The sequence below is a fragment of the Shouchella rhizosphaerae genome, assembly GCF_900142675.1.
Classification (GTDB): domain Bacteria; phylum Bacillota; class Bacilli; order Bacillales; family Bacillaceae_D; genus Shouchella; species Shouchella rhizosphaerae.
In genome coordinates this window covers 201085-219771 of the sequence record NZ_FRBS01000005.1, presented here as the reverse complement: position 1 = coordinate 219771, position 18687 = coordinate 201085, and the positions used below count along the sequence as shown (strand labels likewise).

General features: G+C 44.2%; 21 protein-coding genes. 16 read left to right on the top strand and 5 right to left on the bottom strand.

The window, feature by feature from the left end; translation table 11 throughout:
* Window positions 1–115 precede the first annotated feature (115 nt).
* Genes BUC05_RS15235 through BUC05_RS15220 form a run of 4 tightly spaced genes read left to right on the top strand, consistent with a single transcriptional unit; the run spans window position 116 to window position 4680 of the window.
* Window positions 116–709, top strand: coding sequence for a TetR/AcrR family transcriptional regulator (locus tag BUC05_RS15235; protein WP_035203025.1), 594 nt, complete (start codon window positions 116–118; stop codon window positions 707–709).
* An 18-nt stretch (window positions 710–727) separates the two neighbouring features.
* Window positions 728–2017: a cytosine permease gene (locus tag BUC05_RS15230; protein WP_035203023.1), complete on the top strand. Its 1290-nt coding sequence runs from the start codon at window positions 728–730 to the stop codon at window positions 2015–2017.
* A 21-nt stretch (window positions 2018–2038) separates the two neighbouring features.
* Window positions 2039–3130 carry an S-methyl thiohydantoin desulfurase family protein gene (locus tag BUC05_RS15225; RefSeq protein ID WP_011248153.1) on the top strand — a complete coding sequence of 364 codons (1092 nt, stop codon included), beginning with the start codon at window positions 2039–2041 and terminating at the stop codon, window positions 3128–3130.
* Window positions 3127–4680 (top strand): hydantoinase/oxoprolinase N-terminal domain-containing protein, encoded by a 1554-nt coding sequence (locus tag BUC05_RS15220; protein ID WP_035203020.1) that lies wholly within the window; start codon window positions 3127–3129, stop codon window positions 4678–4680. The genes BUC05_RS15225 and BUC05_RS15220 overlap by 4 nt, the downstream gene beginning before the upstream one ends.
* Before the next feature lie 95 nt (window positions 4681–4775).
* Here the strand turns inward: BUC05_RS15220 and BUC05_RS15215 are convergent, their stop codons facing one another.
* Window positions 4776–4979, bottom strand: coding sequence for a hypothetical protein (locus BUC05_RS15215; RefSeq protein ID WP_035203017.1), 204 nt, complete (start codon window positions 4977–4979; stop codon window positions 4776–4778).
* A gap of 112 nt (window positions 4980–5091) precedes the next feature.
* Here BUC05_RS15215 and BUC05_RS15210 point away from each other — a divergent pair, with 112 nt between their 5' ends.
* Entirely contained in the window at window positions 5092–5742 is a 651-nt protein-coding gene (locus BUC05_RS15210; protein ID WP_011248150.1) for an HD domain-containing protein, read from the top strand.
* 229 nt (window positions 5743–5971) lie between these two features.
* Window positions 5972–7249 carry a histidine--tRNA ligase gene (locus BUC05_RS15205; protein ID WP_035203015.1) on the top strand — a complete coding sequence of 426 codons (1278 nt, stop codon included), beginning with the start codon at window positions 5972–5974 and terminating at the stop codon, window positions 7247–7249.
* A 76-nt stretch (window positions 7250–7325) separates the two neighbouring features.
* Here BUC05_RS15205 and BUC05_RS15200 read toward each other — a convergent pair whose 3' ends face one another.
* The 3 genes from BUC05_RS15200 to BUC05_RS21540 form a co-directional block, all read right to left on the bottom strand.
* Complete coding sequence (locus tag BUC05_RS15200; RefSeq protein ID WP_035203013.1) at window positions 7326–7874, bottom strand: hypothetical protein; 549 nt, start codon at window positions 7872–7874, stop codon at window positions 7326–7328.
* 119 nt (window positions 7875–7993) lie between these two features.
* A complete protein-coding gene (locus BUC05_RS15195) occupies window positions 7994–8242 on the bottom strand; it encodes a GlsB/YeaQ/YmgE family stress response membrane protein (RefSeq protein ID WP_011248147.1) in 249 nt (82 codons plus the stop codon).
* Window positions 8243–8530: 288 nt separating this feature from the next.
* On the bottom strand, window positions 8531–8689 hold the full coding sequence (locus BUC05_RS21540; protein WP_011248146.1) for a hypothetical protein: 159 nt from the start codon (window positions 8687–8689) through the stop codon (window positions 8531–8533).
* A 117-nt stretch (window positions 8690–8806) separates the two neighbouring features.
* On the opposite strand from BUC05_RS21540, the gene BUC05_RS15190 reads away from it, so the two are divergent.
* Together BUC05_RS15190 and BUC05_RS15185 are read left to right on the top strand one after the other, a co-directional pair.
* Complete coding sequence (locus tag BUC05_RS15190) at window positions 8807–9676, top strand: putative RNA methyltransferase (RefSeq protein ID WP_035203010.1); 870 nt, start codon at window positions 8807–8809, stop codon at window positions 9674–9676.
* A 75-nt stretch (window positions 9677–9751) separates the two neighbouring features.
* Window positions 9752–10261, top strand: a complete 510-nt coding sequence (locus tag BUC05_RS15185) for a GNAT family N-acetyltransferase (protein WP_073305274.1) — start codon at window positions 9752–9754, stop codon at window positions 10259–10261.
* Between the two features lie 77 nt (window positions 10262–10338).
* Here BUC05_RS15185 and BUC05_RS15180 read toward each other — a convergent pair whose 3' ends face one another.
* A complete protein-coding gene (locus BUC05_RS15180) occupies window positions 10339–10920 on the bottom strand; it encodes a helix-turn-helix domain-containing protein (RefSeq protein ID WP_084140074.1) in 582 nt (193 codons plus the stop codon).
* A gap of 93 nt (window positions 10921–11013) precedes the next feature.
* Between BUC05_RS15180 and BUC05_RS15175 the strand changes: the two genes are divergently transcribed.
* The 8 genes from BUC05_RS15175 (at window position 11014) to BUC05_RS15140 (ending at window position 18592) form a co-directional block, all read left to right on the top strand.
* Window positions 11014–11706, top strand: a complete 693-nt coding sequence (locus BUC05_RS15175; protein ID WP_073305270.1) for an AzlC family ABC transporter permease — start codon at window positions 11014–11016, stop codon at window positions 11704–11706.
* Window positions 11696–12019: an AzlD domain-containing protein gene (locus tag BUC05_RS15170; protein WP_073305268.1), complete on the top strand. Its 324-nt coding sequence runs from the start codon at window positions 11696–11698 to the stop codon at window positions 12017–12019. The genes BUC05_RS15175 and BUC05_RS15170 overlap by 11 nt, the downstream gene beginning before the upstream one ends.
* A 175-nt stretch (window positions 12020–12194) precedes the next feature.
* A complete protein-coding gene (locus tag BUC05_RS15165) occupies window positions 12195–13490 on the top strand; it encodes an ABC transporter substrate-binding protein (protein WP_063608717.1) in 1296 nt (431 codons plus the stop codon).
* Entirely contained in the window at window positions 13483–14388 is a 906-nt protein-coding gene (locus BUC05_RS15160; protein WP_035203001.1) for a carbohydrate ABC transporter permease, read from the top strand. Before BUC05_RS15165 ends, BUC05_RS15160 begins: the two co-directional genes overlap by 8 nt.
* Entirely contained in the window at window positions 14385–15203 is an 819-nt protein-coding gene (locus BUC05_RS15155; protein ID WP_011248138.1) for a carbohydrate ABC transporter permease, read from the top strand. The genes BUC05_RS15160 and BUC05_RS15155 overlap by 4 nt, the downstream gene beginning before the upstream one ends.
* 204 nt (window positions 15204–15407) lie before the next feature.
* Window positions 15408–16052, top strand: a complete 645-nt coding sequence (locus BUC05_RS15150) for a pentapeptide repeat-containing protein (RefSeq protein ID WP_063608716.1) — start codon at window positions 15408–15410, stop codon at window positions 16050–16052.
* Window positions 16053–16173: 121 nt separating this feature from the next.
* The gene (gene htpX / locus BUC05_RS15145; protein WP_063608715.1) at window positions 16174–17082 is read left to right on the top strand and encodes a protease HtpX; all 909 of its coding nucleotides are present in this window, start codon (window positions 16174–16176) and stop codon (window positions 17080–17082) included.
* A 616-nt stretch (window positions 17083–17698) separates the two neighbouring features.
* Window positions 17699–18592, top strand: a complete 894-nt coding sequence (locus tag BUC05_RS15140; protein WP_073305266.1) for a DUF2268 domain-containing putative Zn-dependent protease — start codon at window positions 17699–17701, stop codon at window positions 18590–18592.
* The last annotated feature ends 95 nt before the right edge of the window (window positions 18593–18687 follow it).

Below are 18687 nucleotides of genomic sequence, written 5' to 3'. Positions count from 1 at the left end.
TGCGCAGTGGCAGTGCATAAATATTCCTTTTCGTTAATTTACATAAATTTGTGCTTGCTTTTTAAGAGGAAGGGGACTAAACTGTTGCTAACTAATATTCGTTAGGTGAATGGCGATGACAAAAGAAAAAATCAAACAAGCGGCATTGGTTGCGTTTGCCAAAGGCGGCTACGAGGGAATGAGCCTGGCGGAAGTCGCCAGTGCAGTTGGGATCAAAACACCTTCGATTTACGCGTTTTTTAAAAGCAAGCAAGACTTGTTTATGACCATTTATCACGAACTGCTTGATGAGCATGCCGCTCAATTAGTTCAGCAAACTAATGTGATGGAGATCGAAGGAAGTGAACAGCGGCTTCGCAAAGTGGTGGAAGCCATGCTTGATTATCATCTCCGAGAGCAAACAAAAACGGAATTTTTAACACGTGTCAATTTGTTTCCTCCTGATTTTCTTAAGGATGAGATGCGCAGCCGGTTTGCTGCTAATGAACAACAGATCCGTTCCTCTTTAGTTGCTATTTTTTCGGAAGGGATTAAACAAGGGGATATTCAGAGCGAACCGTTGCATGAGCTGGTCGATTCTTTTCTTTGCTTATTGGATGGATTGTTTTTACAAACGTTTTACTATAACAAAGAAACGTTGGAAACCTCCTTTTTTCATGCGTGGAAATTTTATTGGCAAGGCATATCTAATCGTACGGCCAATTGTTAACAAGGAAGTGAGCGAGAGATGGAAGAAGCATATAAAACAATCAATGACTTTGAAAGGGAGCCTGTGCCAAAAGAAGTGCGAAAAGGCTGGCTGCCGATGGCGACTGTTTGGTTTGCCATCGGCATTGATTTATCAGGCATGTTGTTAGGCGCACAACTTGGAGCGGGGATCCCATTTGTTGAGGCGTTGCTGGCAGTTGCCGTCGGCTCTCTTTTTCTTGGCGTGCTAGGCGCAATTTGTGCCAATATTGGCGCTGCAACCGGCCTGTCCACAACGATGATTTCCAATTTTGTTTTTGGCGCGGCTGGAGCAAAAGTGATTTCAGTCGTTATATCAATTTCGATGATCGGATGGTTCGGCGTCCAAGCTGGATTTTTTGCCGAAAATACGGTATCTGTTGTTGAACATTTAACAGGCTGGGCTCTGCCCCTTCCGGTAGTTGCCTTTGTTGGCGGACTACTAATGATGACGACCGCATTTGCGTTTAGATGGTTCGAAAAGCTAACAAATTGGACAAGCCCGCTGCTTGTTGTCTTAATTTTAGCAGCGTTGGTATTAGCATTTACGCAAAGAGATGCTAGCGCCGTGTTGGCACCAGTAGAAGCGAAGTTTTCATTCGGAGTCGCTGTTTCTTTAGTGGTAGGCATTTATGTACTTGGCACGATTCTTTCTCCTGATATTTCTAGATGGGCAAAATCAAAGAAAGATGCGATGATTGCTGCTTTCTTAGGCTTTTTCTTTGGAAATAGCTTTATGGTCGTTATTGCCGTGCTGTTGTCGAAATTGTTAAACACAGAAGATTTGGCCCAAGTATTTATCCTGCTTGGTTTAAGTTTACCAGCGTTAATTGTCCTTACTTTTTCCCAGTGGACGACGAATACAAATAATCTCTATTCTGCTTCTTTAAGCATGTCGGTGCTAATTCCAAAAGCAAAGCGTCCCGTGTTGACGCTTGTAATGGGAATAGCCGCTTCGGCATTAGCGTTTATAGGCATATTTGACCACTTTATTACGTTTTTATCATTGATGACGATGTTGATCGCTCCAGTTGGAGGAGTGTATGCTGCTGAATATTATGTTGTCGACAAACAGAAATTCTCGTTTCAAGCCCTTCACAGCCGTAAGCTGATCGGCCGTTCGCTGGCCGTATGGCTAGTCACGTCATTGTTTTGTTGGCTGACAACGCCGGCGCCAGATGGGTTGGGCCTGCTCGTTTTCACAACCATTCCAGCACTTGATGGCTTTATCGTCGCATTTGTTTTGCAAGCGCTAATTGGAAAAGCTGTGTTCGCACGCAAGAACAGATAAACAGGAAAAGGAGAACAAAGTATGAGATGGCTAACGGAAGAATCGATTGAACATATCGCCTTGGGGGCGGCCGTTCTAGGTACTGGAGGAGGGGGAGATCCATACCTAGGTAAATTGATGGCGCTTGAGGCGATCAAAACATATGGACCGATTAAGTTGCTGTCGATTGAAGAATTGGCAGACGATGCCTTAATTGTGCCTCTATCGATGATGGGTTCACCGACGATAGGCGTTGAAAAAATTCCTTCGATTGAAGAATTGGTGGCTCCACTTGAAAAAATCGAGGAGACGCTTGGCCAAAAAGCAGCTGCCTTGATGCCAATTGAGGTCGGAGGCGTCAATTCACTTGTGCCTGTACTAGCTGCTGCGGCAAAAGGCTTGCCTCTTGTGGACGCAGACGCAATGGGGCGTGCTTTTCCAGAGAGTCAAATGGTCACTTTTTACTTGGATGGCCATTCGGCTGATCCGACCGTGTTAGCTGATGAAAAAGGCAATACGGTTGTGATTACGCCAAAGGACGGCCACTGGGGCGAAAAGCTTGCCCGGGCCATCACTGTGCAAATGGGTGGGTCTAGTACGGTGTGCGACTATGCACTTCCTGGTTCTGTTGTAAAAAAGAGCGCCATTCCAGGCACGTTGACAAAATCAGAAGAAATAGGGCGGCTGTTGCTTCATAAAAGCGGAGATGGCACACATCCGATTAAACGGCTGCTTGCCGTCCTTAACGGCTACGAGCTGTTAACTGGCAAACTTACTGATATCCAGCGCACACTAACGGGCGGTTTTACTCGGGGAATTTGTGAAGTCGAAGGGATCCATGACGATGCAGGACGGATGGTTACACTCCATTTTCAAAATGAACAATTGTTAGCGACAGAAGGGGAAAAACCACTGGCCATTACGCCTGATTTGATAGCGATCCTTGATGTTGAAACGGGGCAGCCCATTACGACTGAAGGATTGCGCTACGGCATGCGGGTGACGGTCATTGCATTTCCGTGCGACCCGAAATGGCGTACAAAGAAAGGTATTGAAACGGCAGGACCTCGTTATTTTGGCTATCCTGTGGAGTATGAGCCTGTAGAAAAGTTGCAGGAAGGTGGAGGCAAATGAGCTATCGGATTGGAATTGATGTAGGCGGCACAAACACAGATGCCGTCCTACTTGATCACACATTGCACGTAATAGCGAAAGCAAAACAGCCAACTACCGAGGATGTCATGACTGGTATTTGGAAAGTGTTAACTGCCATTCTAGAGGAATCAGCTATATCGCCTGGCGAAATTGGCTATGCAATGCTTGGCACTACCCATTGCACAAATGCCATTGTTGAGCGGAAACAGCTAAATAAAGTTGGCATCATTCGCCTTTGTAAACCGGCAGCAACGGCTGTGCCCCCTTTAGCGGCTTGGCCTGATGACTTAAAAGCGGCAGTGGGCGAGCACCACTATTTAGTAGCTGGCGGGTATGAGTACGATGGCGCGTTGATTTCAGAACTAGACGAAAATGAAATCCGTTCTGCACTGGAGGATATGAAAGAAAACGTTAAATCCATTGCGGTTACAGGCATATTTTCGCCAGCCCGAGCCGAGCAAGAACTGAAAGTAGCGCGCCTTGCCCATGATATCATGCCTGACGTGCCGATTTCGCTGTCCCATCAAATTGGCAGCATTGGTTTGTTGGAACGGGAGAATGCAACGATTTTAAATGCAGCACTGCAAACGACGATACGTACCGTCGTTTCCGGGTTCCGTGAAGCACTTAGCAAACTTGGCATCCCTGCGCAAATCTTTATTGGCCAAAATGACGGCACATTAATGGAAGCCGATTATGCAATCCGTTACCCGATTTTGACAATTGGCTGCGGGCCAACGAATTCGATTCGCGGGGCCTCGTTTTTGTCTGGTTTAAAAGACGCCCTTGTTCTAGACATCGGTGGAACGACTTCTGATATCGGTGTTCTATCAAATGGATTTCCGCGCCAGTCAGCCATTGCCGTTGATGTCGGCGGCATCCGCACCAACTTCCGCATGCCGGACATTCTCTCAGTTGGCTTAGGAGGCGGAACAATTATCCGTACAGACGAACAGGGCGCAATCACGGTTGGCCCTGATTCAGTCGGTTATCGTTTATTGCAAGAAGCGCGCTCTTTTGGAGGCGAGACATTGACAGCAACGGATGTGGTGTTAGCTGTGACAGACAAAACGATTGCTGGCGCTGATACAAGCGATTTAGACAGCGACGCCTGTCAACAGGCGTACAAACAAATAATCGAAAAGCTTGAGGTTGCGATTGACCAAATGAAAACGTCAAAAGAGCCTGTTCCTGTCATTTTAACAGGCGGTGGCAGCATTCTAGTCAACAGTCGATTAACGGGGGCTTCAGAAGTAATAAAGCCAGACCATCATGATGTCGCAAATGCAATTGGGGCTGCATTGGGGACTATTTCCGGCGAAGCGGAAAACATCTATGCGTTGGAAGGGCGGACGTATGAAGATGCAGTCGAAGAAGCAAAACAAAATGCAATTGGGAATGCGGTCGAGGCAGGAGCGGTTCCGGACACAGTCAAAATTGTCTCTGTTGAGGACGTCCCACTTGCATACATGCCAGGAAACTCCGTTTTTATTAAAGTAAAGGCAGTCGGAGAGCTGGATACAAAATAAAGCCCACTTGGTCACTAGCGAACGAAGCGAAATTCACATTAAACCGGTATATGAGCCAGTGCCATCGTGCACTGGCTCATGCCGCCTACTTGTCGTTATTGTTTCTCGTCATCTTGTTTTTCCAATCGGTCTAGTTTGGCCAACACTTGATCCAGTTTTTTGTCGATATCTTCAATTTCTGGGCCAAAGCCTTGGCGCATTTCAAGTTCTCGTAAACGAGAGCGGCTCTCAAGATAGTTGGTAATGACTGGTACCAAAATTGCGGCAAGGGGGATGAGTATCCACCATGGAATTGTCATTGTTTCGCCTCCTCATAAAACACAGTTGACTTAGTTACGGGTGGTAGCTAGTAAAAGATTCGGTTACTTGATAAAATAGGAAAAATTGTGCTACATCCATGAGGAGGCCATTATGGGGGAACAGGAAAAAAAGCAAACAGTTAAATCAACGGCTGATTGGGTGAGGGACCAATTATTAACAGAGTCAACGGGCCATGATTGGTACCATATTGAGCGCGTCACAGAAATGGCTAAAGCGATTGCCGCAGAAGAGGGCGCTGACCTGTTTGTGGTAGAAATGGCAGCACTGCTTCATGATTTAGCAGACGACAAACTTGTGGCGAGTGAAGAGGAAGGCATACAGGAAATCAATAACTGGCTTGTAGATAGGTCAGTGGAAAAAGCCGATTCAGCTCATATTATTGAAATCATTGAGACGATTTCTTTTAGCAAAGGCAAGCCGTTGCGTACGTTAGAAGCAAAAGTCGTCCAAGATGCAGACCGCCTTGATGCGATTGGTGCAATCGGCATTGCCCGCACGTTCCAATATGCAGGCGCAAAAGGGCATGTTCTATATGATCCAAAAGCAAACGTGCGGACAGAGATGACGAAAGCCGAATATCGGAGTGGACAGGGATCAGCCATTCACCATTTTTATGAAAAACTGCTTTTGTTGAAAGACCGAATGAATACACATACAGGTAAGAAATTGGCTGAATCACGGCATGCGTTTATGGAACAGTTTTTAAAACGCTTTTATGCAGAATGGGATGGAAACGGCTAAGAAAGGTCTTTTCAGCAACGTGTATTTATGTTAGTGTGTTTGTACTAGGAGAGATGCTGCATGTTTTCCGTTATCGCTAATCAAAACAAACAACATCATATGAATTAGCCTTGCTAGTTGATTTTTAAAAAATCATACATAGGAAGGCTATTTTGCATAACCGCATGGATTCGTTTTGAAAGGTGGATCCCATGCGGTTTTTTTGTTTTAAAAAAAGGAGGCAAATTAAATGAAGAAATGGGATTATCAAAATGTACGTGGCACACAGGATTATTTGCCTGAAGATGAAAGTGTCCGTGTTTGGCTGCGCAGAGAGCTGGAAGAAGTGTTTCAGCAGTATGGATGCAAGCCAATGGAAACGCCAATGATCAATTACACCGACTTGCTTGCTTCAAAATACGGCGGAGGGGCAGAAATTAAAAAAGAAATGTATACGTTGACAGATCGCGGCAAACGAGCATTGGCGCTCCGCTATGATTTAACAATTCCGTTTGCAAAAGTGATGGCGATGAATCCGGACATTCGCAAGCCGTTTAAACGCTATGAGATCGGCAAAGTGTTTCGAGATGGCCCGATTAAAGCAGGGCGTTTCCGTGAGTTTACCCAGTGCGATGTTGACGTAGCTGGTGTCGATTCTCCATTGGCAGAAGCAGAACTATTAGAGATGGCGACCGAAGTGTTCCGGCGGATCGGGCTAAACATGACCATCCAGTACAATAATCGCAAGCTGTTGACAGGGATGTTGGACATTTGCGGAGTTAGCAAAGATCAACATAGTGCTGTTATATTGATACTTGATAAACGAGAAAAAATCGGTGATAAACAAGTGGTAAACGAATTAAAGGAAATGGGCGTTGACGGGAAAGCGATTAGCAAAATTGCACAATGGTTAAAGCAAATGAGCCAAAGTGGAATTGTCGATTTTGCCACCGACCATCCCACTACACCGATAATGGCTGAAGGGATAGCAGAGCTGCAAGAATTAGAAGAAGCGCTTCGCTACTTAAACATTGATAGCCAATGTACGTTTAATCCTTTTTTAGCTAGAGGCCTTGAAATTTATACAGGCACTGTATATGAATTGTTTTTGACAGAGGGGGCGATCCAATCAAGTGTGGGCAGCGGCGGCCGTTATGACCAAGCGATCAGCGGTTTAACTGGCGAGGAACAGCCTATACCGACAGTCGGGATCTCGTTTGGCATTGATGTCATTTACACAGCTTTAAAGATGGAGGGGCGTATTAACCAAAAGCCGTTACTCGATTACTACGTTATTCCATTGCAGAAACAAAAAGAAGCGCTTGCTGTCGCTTCTTCATTGCGGAAACAAGGCTTTCGTGTAGACGTAGAGTTCAAAAACAAAAAACTTACTAAAGCGCTGGATAGAGCAAACAAAGAAAAGATTCCATTTGTGATTCTTATTGGAGAAGAGGAAGTGGCTTCGGGCCATTATAAGCTTAAAAACATGGAGACTGGCGCCGAACAACACGTTCCTTTCTCTTTTTAGAAACACTGGTTGCCGCTGCTTTTGTTCGACAACGCAATAAAAATCTTTGCTGGGGGATTGGCATCGGTGCTCGGCTTTACCCGGTCCCTTTCCCTTCTTTTGATCCCTTCCTGTTGCTTTGCTGTCTGTTCGTCTGCTCCCGTTCCTTTAAATAATCAGAGCGTTCACCATAATAGAGTAAATCGAAAATGGCACGCCCATTGGTCGGTTGCCCATCAGGCAAATAAACAGGGATCACATCGAAAAAGACAAAATAGAAAATGTAGAATAAAAATGTTTGGAAAAACATATTGTTTGGCAAAACCTCAGCAGCAATAAAGGCATTGATTGAAAAGCCAACTATCATACATGTCAGGATTGGCGACGCATACATAAAGCCATGCCAAAAACGTCTGTTTGTTTTTAGTTCGTCGTACTCCATCCAACTGTACATGAAAAAATAGCGGCGAACTTCAATCGTAGACAAGGAAAAAAGTTTAGGGCCGTTACCAATGACTAGTTTTTTCTTGGTAGCGCCAAGGAGAATGGCTACGAGGTAATAGCCTGATTCACGAATAATGGTCGCCAGAGGCAAAATGATCAGCACCGACATCAAAAGTTGCAGGAAGTCGGACAAGCCAAACATAGACAGTCCTCCTTTCATATAGATCCATACCCGTTTTCATTCAGATTGAACGTCCGACTTTCGCTAATTGAAAAAAACGCGGTGAACACACTTGGCGTTCACCGCGTTTGATCTTGTCTTTATTTTCTGAAGAGGCGAAGGATAAGACTAACAATCGCCACTAATATGATAGCGCCTAATAACGCTGGCAAAATCGCAAAGTTGCCAAGCGTAGGGCCCCAACTACCAAAAATGGCAGCTCCGATATTTGCGCCAATAAAGCCGGCAATAATGTTGCCGATAATACCGAATGGTATGTCTCTTCCTGTAATGGCTCCAGCTGCCCAGCCAATTAAACCACCGACAATTAAGTTCCAAATAATACTCATGCGATTCACTCCAATCATTAGCAGTACGGTTTTAGTATTCCCGGCTTTTTAAAAATAAAACCTATGCTATCATGAAAAGAAGCAAGGCTGGGCGGCATCGATAAAAAATGGACGACAACGAGGAAACATATATGGTAGTTGGAAACGCTTTCTCAAAAAGGCGAGACACGTCAGGGCTATCGTTTAGTCGCGTTGTGAAAGATAAACGGTGCAGAGGAAGGCGATAAAGCTGTCTTGCCTGCCACCATTGTGAAAACGCGTATACGATAACATGTTCAAGTGATGAATTCATGGGCAAAACTGGGAGGAATAAGGCATCTCTTTCTTTTCCTCTTTCGCCATCATTTCTTGGAGCAATATGCTTTCTTGTGCGGTTAATTCGCGGCATAAGCGTTTTTCAAAATCCTGTTTTAAGGCGAGAAAACGTGCTGCTAAATCTTCAGACATAATGGAACCCCTTTTCTCATAGCCGTGTTCCTCTCCTATTTTACCATTAACAAAGTGTTAAGACAATTAGTGAACGAAAGCTTTTAAGAAAGAGAAGGGTCTGATAAGGAGGACATGATGGCCAAACTAACCAAAAAAGCAAAAGCGGCCATACGGGCAAAATCAATCGAAACACTGTTTCAGTGTCCATATTGTCAATTAGACATGCATGTCGAGCATGAGGCAAGTTTCATTTGTAAGCAAAAACATACATTTGACTTTGCAAAGCAAGGGCACCTCTATTTGCTGACTGGACAAAAAAGAAAACCAAGCCAATATAACACATCCCTTTTTGAGGCGCGCCAACAAATCATTATGGAAAGCGGGCTGTTTGACCGTTTCCATGCCAAGATGAGGAAACTCCTGGCGGGAACGACGGGCACTGTCGTCGATCTTGGCTGTGGGGAGGGCTCTCATTTAAAGTCGATTGTCAACGAGGAGGCAACGGTAGCGATTGGGCTTGACATTGCGAAAGAAGGGATTGTACAAGCAGCAAAATCGTATGAAGGAATTCTTTGGCTTGTAGGCGATTTGGCGTATAGCCCTTTTAAAGCACACTCGATGGATGTAATTTTAACGATCCTGTCTCCTTCTAACTACAAGGAATACAAACGCCTGCTTGCGCCTGGAGGTAATGTGGTTAAAGTTGTACCACAAAGAGGGTATTTGCAGGAGTTACGGACATTTTTTTATGCAGGCCAGGAAAAAGAAACGTATTCAAACGAAGAGATGATTTCTTTGTTCAAACAGCATTTTCGTGAAACGACTATTAAGACGATCACATATTCTGCAATGATTAAAAAAAGTGATTTGCCTGCTTTATTGAAGATGACGCCTCTTACCTGGAAAGCACAGAATGAAAGAAAAATAGCCTTTCTTGACCAAGATGTGATGGACGTAACCATTGATTTTGCTGTTTTGATCGGCAAGGAGCCGAGGATACATTAAAGAGCTTGTTTTTTTATGGATGTCAGTGGAAGTGCCAGAGCTGTTGTTTTGGTGATGCATAGAAGAGGAGGAACCATGCAAATTCGTGCTGCTTGTAAAAACGATATAGAAGGAATCGCCAAAGTCCATGTAGACAGTTGGCAAGAAACGTATAATGGCATCATTCCAGATCAGTTCTTAGAAAGCCTTACGTACGAATCAAGGGAAAAAGGATGGAAAGAGCTTGTTGCCGATCCAAGGCAAGAAATTTTAGTGGTGGAAAATAACGAGGGTAAGATCGTTGGTTTTGTTAGTGGCGCGATACAGGAAGACAAACGCCCTCTTGTCGGGGAATTGAAGGCGATTTATTTGTTGAAAAAAGACTGCGGGAAAGGGATTGGTCGGCAGTTCGTTAGGATGCTTTTCAGCCGATTGAAGGCAAAAGGCTGTGAAACGATATATGTGGAAGTCCTTGCCGAAAATGATGCTTGCCGTTTTTATGAAAAACTCAACGCGAAATGGCATGCAACGACTTCGATTGCCATTGCCGGCAAACTTCTGCGCTTATATGTGTATAAATGGGAGAGCGTCGATTTGGAAATTTAGTGCCTTTTTTTATGGAGTGTTCATGCATATGCAACTAACCTGAAGCTGGCCAGATGATTGATGGCCAGCTTTTGGCGTTAAAGAAGGGAGTAAGAAATGAGAAAATGGAGCACAGCTGTCTCTTTTCCTAGATTGATGTAAGCATGAGGGCGGTCGCCTTTGAAATGGATCGAGTCATAGGCTGACAAATGGTGGCTTTCCCCCTCGACTTCAATCGTCAGTTGTCCAGCCATAACCGTTACCGTTTCGACTACGCCAAGGCGGTGCGCTTCTGATTCATAGCGACATTGAGGCTGCAAATAACCACGATAGCATTCCATCAGCCCTTGTGAGCGAAACAATGGCTCAACGATGAACTCGTCATCTGAGCTTGAGAGTTTCATCGCCTTGTTGGCCCGAGCGATAGCCACATCAGCTTCAAATGAGAGCAAGGCAGTAATCGGAATATGAAGACCGTTGGCGATTTTCCAAATGACAGATAGAGTCGGGTTGCCTTCCCCTTGTTCAATTTTTAGCAATGTCAGTTTGCTGACACCAATTTGTTGGGCAAGTGCCTCGATGCTCATTCCTTTGCTTGTCCGCAATTGCCGTAGGTTTTTCCCAATTTGTTTGCCGGCTTCTTGATTTTTGGAAAGCTCTTCTTTCTCCAATTGGATCACTCCTTTCTCAAACATGTAATAGATAACGAATGAATAATATGGTATATTATAATATACCATATTGTAATTTTAAATATACATGGGGGTGTGACAATGGTTGGCCGAAAACAAATAACGCAAGCAGCGATCACCGAAGCGTTTCCTCTTGCGCTTGCAATTGCTGCGTATGGCATTTCTTATGGAGTGCTTGCTACACAAGGTGGGTTTACATTCGGGCAAACAGTGACGATGTCGATGTTTGTTTTTTCCGGATCGGCGCAACTTGTAACAGCTGGTATGATGGCAGGCGGCGCAAGTGCGATCAGCATACTAGCTGCAGTGTTGCTATTAAATTTGCGCAATTTGTTATATGGCGCTGCCTTAGCCAACACGGTATCATTAGCAGGAAAATGGCGCTTTGCCCTTGCTTTTGGTGTGTCAGACGAACCGTTTGTGCTTGCAAGCGCCAGGGAACAAAAACATGGGCCGGACCCTTTTTATTTTGCGATCGTGTTTGTTTGCTTTTACTTGTCTTGGGTATTTGCTTCTTTGGCTGGCGCACTTCTCGGCGCCCAAGTCGATCCACTCACCTGGGGGCTCGATTTCGTTTTTCCTGTAACGTTTACAGCATTGCTTGTCCCTTCGTTAAAGGGCCGTCCAGCGATGGCCACAGCTCTTGCGGCGATTGGCATTTGCCTGCTGTTCCACTATTCTGGCTTCCGCGAAGAACTAATCGTGATTGCGGCGGGCATGCTCGCTCCCCTCGCAGGGCTAATGGCTGGGGGGAGGAAGAGCGATGGACAATAACTGGCCGTTAATTATAGGAATCGCTGTCATTACTTATCTGTCTCGCATTGCTGGCATCGAACTGATGGCCAAGCGTCCGTTGCCGCCAAAATTACAAACGTTTTTTCGTTATGTCCCTATTGCGATGATGGCAGCGTTAATTGCCAACCAAATCGTTTCCTCAGAAGCCGGACGGATGAGCCTGTCTTATCCAATGCTATTTGGTTGTATTGCTTGTGCCGTTGTTCTTCAATTGAGGAAGCGCTTTTTGCTTGCAGTCGTGGCTGGCGTCCTAGTCGGGATGGCTGCCCGTTATCTGCTACATCATTTATAGCATCCAAATTTTGCTTTTGCAAAGCATTAGGTAAGCGCCATCGCTTCAGGCACTGGAGGCTTCATAACGGATGCTTTATTCCTTTTTAAAAAAGGACAACATTTGACGGCAATAATTGAAAGCGTTATCATCGTGGTGCAACTTTCTTATTATTTACCAAAAAGGAGTGGACGCCATGCAGAGAATAGTCATGCTGCTAGGAATGGCTTTACTGATTGCTCTAGGAGGATGCAGTCAGGAGACAGACCAGGCGGTGGATAAGCCTTCAGAAGAAATCACTGTCTGGGCTTGGAATTTAGAAGCGGAATATTTAAAAGATATCGTCCCAGCTTTTGAAGAAAAGTATCCTGATATTAAGGTAAATGTGTTAAAGTTGAGCGCTGACCAAGTTTACCAACGGCTGACGACAGGGCTGGCTGCAGGAATAGAAAGCCAATTGCCTGACTTGGTCCAGGTCGAAAACCAGCGCATTGATTTGTATATGGACCGGTTTCGTGAAAGTTTTGTCGATTTATCAGAAATGGGCTTTGATGAACATCGCGATAAATTTGTTGAAGGAAAAATCGCGCCATTAATGAACGAGGATGGCGGCGTCATGGCGTTTCCCCGGGATATAGGACCGATGGCTGTCTTTTATCGCGCTGATTTGTTTGAAGAAGCAGGCATTGACCCAGCCGACATAAAAACATGGAATGATTACGTAGAAGCGGGCGTGACCATGCATGAACAAACTGGGACGCTGATGACAGGCATCCAGCTTAACCACGACACGTCGTTTTACCGTGCGATGCTCCAGCAGCATGAACTGTTCTATTTTGACTTAGAAGGCAATGTTGCTGCCAATACCGAGGCGGCGCACCGCTCAATGGAAATGCTCAAAAAAATGGACGACGCAGGCATTTTGCTTCATGCTGCTACAGCAGAAGAAATTAACGCAGCCATTAAAAACGACGCGGTCGCTTCGGTCATAAGCGGTTCTTGGCAAAAGGGAATCATTGAGGATCAAATGCCTGAGCAAGAAGGGTTATGGCGGGTCATGAAAATGCCTGCTTTTGTAGAAGATGGTTTGACCGCTGCTAATGACGGTGGTTCCAACTTGGCGATCACATCGGTATCAAGCAACAAAGAGGCGGCCTATTTATTTGGCGAATTTGCTTCTGTCGATGTCGAAAATCAGCTTTATGGCGCAATGGAATACGGAGCTTATCCTGCCTTAATAGATGCGATTGAGCGGCCTGAACTGGATGAGGGCATCCCGTTTTACGGTGGGCAAAAAATCTTTTCGATTTTTGCGGAAGAGGCGGTTGATTTGCCTGTTGTCAATTTTACAAGCGACTTTTTACGTGCCAGGGAAACGTATAACGATGCGATCGGGCGTGTCGTCCTCCAAGATGTGCCTGTTGAGGAAGCGCTTGAGACAGCAGCCAACAGGCTTGAAGCCAGCACAGGACGGGGGGCTAGCAATGAGTAATCCAGCATTGTCAAAAGGAACAAAGCACATAAAAGGGAAAAAGGCATCAACAGGACTAGCGCCTTATGTTTTCATTGCGCCCGCTGCGATTTTGTTTATCATCTTTACCGGCTACCCGGTTATTTACTCGTTTGTGCTCAGTTTTACGGTAAACGAGAACGGCGTTAACACGTTTGCTGGTCTTAGCAATTACATTCGCTTGTTCCAAGATAGTTTGTTTTATGAAGCGCTTTTTAATACGTTTATTATTTTGCTTGTACAAGTGCCTGTAATGATTTGTATGGCCGTTATACTGGCGAACGTGCTCCACAGTGGTATCCGCCGTTTTAAAGGGCCTCTCCGCGTAGCGTTTTTTACGCCGACAGTCACATCGTTAGTAGCGACAGCGGTTATTTTTCTGCTGATTTTAAACCAAGACTTCGGCATCATCAACTATGTGCTAACAAGTGTTGGTATAGAGCGGATCCCTTGGCTAAACGATCCGTTTTGGGCCAAAGTATCTGTCATTCTTACAATTCTTTGGCGGTGGACCGGTTATAATATGGTAATTATTCTTGCTGGGCTGCAAGTCATTCCGAAAGACCTGTATGAAGCCGCCGAAATAGATGGGGCAAGCACCATAAAAAAGTTTTTCTCGATTACCGTTCCCCAATTGAAACCGGTGCTTTTGTTTGCTTTTGTCATGTCGACGATCGGAACATTCCAACTGTTTGATGAAGTGTTTATTTTGACTGGAGGCGGTCCGATAAACGCAACGATGACGGTGACGATGTATTTATACGAAAATGGCTTTGAGTACTTTGACTTTGGCTATGCATCAGCAATTGCCTACGTCATTGTCATTATTATTGCCTTCTTGTCCTTCATCCAGTTTAAAGTGGCAGGTGATCGTGAATGAAATGGATCGGAAAACTAGGCAAATATGTAGTGCTGGCAGCTGGCTTGTTTATTACGCTTGGACCATTCTACTGGATGGTTGTAGGAGCGACCAATTCATCTGGGGCATTGCTATCCGTGCCACCGAACGTGATACCAGGGACACATTTGCTAGAAAATGCTCGCAATCTCTTAAACAACATCGATATTTTCCGAGCCTTGTGGAACTCGATTTTCATAACGGTCACATTTACAGTTATCGCTGGGCTGTTTAGTGCAGCGGCAGGGTATGCATTTGCCAAATATGAATTTAAAGGCAAGAATGCTATATTTTCGATGTTTCTTGTATCAATGATGATTCCGTATCAAGCATTGATCATCCCGCAATTCGAGCTGTTTGCGCGAATGGGTATCCTTAATTCCTATAGCGCCATCATCCTGCCCCAGCTTGCCTATCCGTTTGCGATCTTTTTAATGCGGCAAAGCATGAAGTCGATCCCTGATTCGGTACTGGAATCGGCACGAATCGACGGGTGCGGCGAGTACCGGATGTTTTTCCAAATCGCGTTGCCGACGATGTTGCCTGCCATTGGCGCTGTAGGTATTTTCTTGTTCACCCATCAATGGAACAACTTTCTGTGGCCTTTAGTCGTCATTGTCACTGAAGATATGTATACGCTACCAATCGTCTTGTCGATTTTAGGCGGACAAGACAACTTGGATTATGGCCAACTTATGCTCGCCGCTACTATTTCTGTTTTGCCAATTTTTATCATGTTCTTGTTTTTGCAACGGTACTTCATTGCAGGAATATCAAGTGGGGCTGTAAAAGAGTAACTTATAGAAGCAAGCGGGTATTCGGGGAACGGGTGCCCGCTTTTTTGAAGCGCTTTGCCGAAAAAGTCGATGGTGTATTCACGGAACGAACGTTCTATTTATGATATGCTGAACAGAACATAAGGAGATGGTAGCCAAAATGTCGAATTTAGTACAAGGCCCGTAGGAGCTTAATTCCCAGCTACGCAAAAAGGAGTGAGCAAAATGCCAATGAAGTTAAAAGCGCCGACTTTGCCGGTGCAGTTTGAGGAAAGTGACTTTGCAACACAACTTGAAGAAGAAGAACCGTTTTTAATGAATAGGGCCTTTAATGGGGAAGAAAAGGCTGCTTTGCACGTAGAGAAACTAACCGTTTCGAAATCGATCGTTAAGCAAAGCAAATTTTTACATAGTGCTTTCCCAAAAGCCGATTTTACAGATGTTGTGTTCGAACGGTGTGATTTTTCCAATTGTACGTTTCATGGGGCAATTTTTCATCGTGTCCAATTTATAGGCTGCAAATTGACTGGGACAGCCTTTTCTGAAGCGAATCTTGGCCATGTGGCGTTTCAAGATTGCTTAGTAAATTTAACCGATTTTGTTGAAGCCCGTTTAAAACATGTCGCTTTTCGCCAGTGTTCCCTGGAAGCTGCCAACTTTTCCGATTGCCTGTTAAAGCCAGTCGAACTGAATGAATGCAATATTGACGACATTCATTTTGGGCAAACACTGTTAGATGGGTTGGACATAAGTACGTGTACATACAACCGCATTCAAACGTCTCTGGCGCAACTGGATGGCCTTACCATCTCAAAAGCGCAAGCAGTTGGATTTGCGAAATTGCTTGGCTTAAAAATCAAAGACGAGTAGGTGGGAGAAATGCTCAGAAAAAGGAGCACAGCGCAAAAAAACGCCTAATTGGCTCTTTAGTTTGCTTACAATCACTGGTACACTAAAAAGGTCAAATGAATTTTAATGTTGGAGGGGTAGAATGGGGAAACGTATCCTTTTGTTTATCGGGACAAATATCTTGGTCTTGACGACAATTATGGTCGTTTGGACGTTGGTTACATCGTTTACAGGCATAGACGGTTCGTTTGTAAGCAGCAGTGGCGCAATTCAATTTGTTCCGATCCTAATCTTTAGTCTCATTGTCGGGTTCTCAGGCTCGTTTATTTCGCTAGCGATGTCGCGCTGGATTGCGAAAAAAATGATGAAAGTCCAGGTGCTTGATCCAGATGGGCCGCTCAATGCTGAACAGAAAGCGATTGTTGAAAAAGTGCACCGTTTGTCGAGGGCGGCAGGGCTGACACATATGCCGGAAGTCGGGATTTACCAATCGGCGGAAGTCAATGCTTTTGCAACAGGCCCATCTAAAAAACGTTCTCTTGTCGCCGTATCCACTGGCTTGTTAGACGTGATGGATGACGATGCAGTCGAAGGGGTCATCGCCCATGAAGTCGCCCACGTCGCCAATGGAGATATGGTGACGATGACGTTGCTGCAAGGGATTGTGAACACATTTGTTGTCTTTTTGTCCCGTGTTTTAGCGATCGTTGTCTCACGGTTTGTGAAGCCTGAACTTCAGTTTATTGTGCAATTCCTGGCCATTATTATATTGCAAATCTTGTTCTCTATCCTTGGCAGCCTTGTTGTCAACGCATACTCACGTTATCGTGAATATCACGCAGACAGAGGCGGCGCTGATTTGGCTGGGAAAGATAAAATGGTTCATGCCTTACATGCGCTAAAAAATTATGTGGACCGAGCGAAAGCCAATGACCACACAGATGATACAGCTGTACAGACGATGAAAATTAGTGGCGGTAACTCCATGCTAAAACTATTTTCAACACACCCTGATTTAAATGACCGAATCGCCCGTCTACAAGAGCGGTAGGTGAATAAAGCCCATTTGGGCTTTTTTATTTATCGGTAATCGATTATCGTATACAATTACCTAATATTAACCATAAACCGGATGACAGGATGAAAACCGATAGAAACCTCTCCTCATTCAAAACTTGTCTAAACCCCCTTTATATAGAAAAGCGTATAAAAATAATATGCGTTAACGATTGACGTTTACGTTGCGTAATGCTTTATAGTAGCAGTTGAAGGAGGTGCAAAAAAGGTGGATATGAAAAAACGATTAAACCTATGGTTTGAGGAGAAAGAGGTCGGCAACCGTTGAGGAGATCAACCTGTCAACAAAATGAAGTCTAAATTAGAGAGCATGACTAAAGATGAACATAAATTTTTATCTGAAAAGTGAGAAAAAACTTTCAATAAACTTGGGACTCCTTCGTAAATCTCCCAAGTCTAAAGAAGGACAAGCAACCATTCAAGAATGGCATGACTTTTTAAATGAAACCCTGATGCCTTTTGTGGATTGGGTCAACTCTATATGAACGATTTCACCAAAAACATTGATCAATATAGTTATCGATTAGCTCATTTTATGAGCGAGCAATGAACGTCTATTTAGATAATCAAAAATAACAAAGGTGGTAGCAATGAAAATAGTCATTGAAAATACAATCGAGCAATATGAAAAGTTGTTCTCTATGAAGGAAGAAAAAGAAAACTACTTTCGATACTCCATGATGGCGCCTTTCGAAAAAATGTGGAATGCCATTAATGTTCCTTTAAAAGCCAATCAACCAAATGGATATGACGTAATCATGGCTACAAAAATGCTTGGGTATCTTGATATAACGGAAACCGAAATGGGAAAGGGCGCGTTAGAGCAATTAAGGGAGGTTCAAGCTCTTCAAACGGCATATGATACCTTGAATCACTGTGTAGAGTTTATACAGGAGAATAAGTTAAAAATAACTACTGACGAATTGAAATTTGGAATGTATATAGCTGATCCGAAAAAGCTCGAATTACAAAAAGGTTATTGTGGCTTTGGGGGAATTCCAGGATTTATTCAAGTCTCAATTTTCCCTAGCTCCTATAATGTTCCTAAAATCCCTGCTGTGATTGCCCATGAATTTCATCATAATCTCCGTTTTTCTTATTTTGATTGGGATCATGGGAACGTTACAGTTGGAGATTACCTAATTATAGAGGGGTTAGCAGAGTCATTTGCAAAAGAGCTTTATGGAAAAGACCTTTTAGGTCCTTGGGTTACTTCTTTTGATAAAGAGGACTTAGAATACTCAACTGAAATAATAAAAGATGCATTAACTGTTAAAGGATTTGCAGAGGTCAGCAGTTATATGTTTGGCGACACCATTGCAAAAGAACAGGGGTATCAACCTGTTGGGTTATCACCATTTGCGGGATATGCAGTAGGATACCAAGCAGTACAGTCCTTCATGAAAGCCAATAATGTGGGGATAGGAGAAGCTACCTTACTAAGTGCAGAGGAAATACTAAACAATTGTGGACTGTTTTCCTAACTATGAATGGTTTAACAGCAATTCCTAAATTCTTATTGGAAAATAATTGATACCATAAAGGAAATGAAATAATGACTCCCAATATGCTCAACCTA

Bases quoted from the DNA above. Each gene is read 5' to 3' on its own strand.
- BUC05_RS15235 (WP_035203025.1), top strand. From the start codon at position 116: ATGACAAAAGAAAAAATCAAACAAGCGGCATTGGTTGCGTTTGCCAAA.
- BUC05_RS15230 (WP_035203023.1), top strand. From the start codon at position 728: ATGGAAGAAGCATATAAAACAATCAATGACTTTGAAAGGGAGCCTGTG.
- BUC05_RS15225 (WP_011248153.1), top strand. From the start codon at position 2,039: ATGAGATGGCTAACGGAAGAATCGATTGAACATATCGCCTTGGGGGCG.
- BUC05_RS15220 (WP_035203020.1), top strand. From the start codon at position 3,127: ATGAGCTATCGGATTGGAATTGATGTAGGCGGCACAAACACAGATGCC.
- BUC05_RS15215 (WP_035203017.1), bottom strand. From the start codon at position 4,979: ATGACAATTCCATGGTGGATACTCATCCCCCTTGCCGCAATTTTGGTA.
- BUC05_RS15210 (WP_011248150.1), top strand. From the start codon at position 5,092: ATGGGGGAACAGGAAAAAAAGCAAACAGTTAAATCAACGGCTGATTGG.
- BUC05_RS15205 (WP_035203015.1), top strand. From the start codon at position 5,972: ATGAAGAAATGGGATTATCAAAATGTACGTGGCACACAGGATTATTTG.
- BUC05_RS15200 (WP_035203013.1), bottom strand. From the start codon at position 7,874: ATGTTTGGCTTGTCCGACTTCCTGCAACTTTTGATGTCGGTGCTGATC.
- BUC05_RS15195 (WP_011248147.1), bottom strand. From the start codon at position 8,242: ATGAGTATTATTTGGAACTTAATTGTCGGTGGTTTAATTGGCTGGGCA.
- BUC05_RS21540 (WP_011248146.1), bottom strand. From the start codon at position 8,689: ATGTCTGAAGATTTAGCAGCACGTTTTCTCGCCTTAAAACAGGATTTT.
- BUC05_RS15190 (WP_035203010.1), top strand. From the start codon at position 8,807: ATGGCCAAACTAACCAAAAAAGCAAAAGCGGCCATACGGGCAAAATCA.
- BUC05_RS15185 (WP_073305274.1), top strand. From the start codon at position 9,752: ATGCAAATTCGTGCTGCTTGTAAAAACGATATAGAAGGAATCGCCAAA.
- BUC05_RS15175 (WP_073305270.1), top strand. From the start codon at position 11,014: ATGGTTGGCCGAAAACAAATAACGCAAGCAGCGATCACCGAAGCGTTT.
- BUC05_RS15170 (WP_073305268.1), top strand. From the start codon at position 11,696: ATGGACAATAACTGGCCGTTAATTATAGGAATCGCTGTCATTACTTAT.
- BUC05_RS15165 (WP_063608717.1), top strand. From the start codon at position 12,195: ATGCAGAGAATAGTCATGCTGCTAGGAATGGCTTTACTGATTGCTCTA.
- BUC05_RS15160 (WP_035203001.1), top strand. From the start codon at position 13,483: ATGAGTAATCCAGCATTGTCAAAAGGAACAAAGCACATAAAAGGGAAA.
- BUC05_RS15155 (WP_011248138.1), top strand. From the start codon at position 14,385: ATGAAATGGATCGGAAAACTAGGCAAATATGTAGTGCTGGCAGCTGGC.
- BUC05_RS15150 (WP_063608716.1), top strand. From the start codon at position 15,408: ATGCCAATGAAGTTAAAAGCGCCGACTTTGCCGGTGCAGTTTGAGGAA.
- htpX (WP_063608715.1), top strand. From the start codon at position 16,174: ATGGGGAAACGTATCCTTTTGTTTATCGGGACAAATATCTTGGTCTTG.
- BUC05_RS15140 (WP_073305266.1), top strand. From the start codon at position 17,699: ATGAAAATAGTCATTGAAAATACAATCGAGCAATATGAAAAGTTGTTC.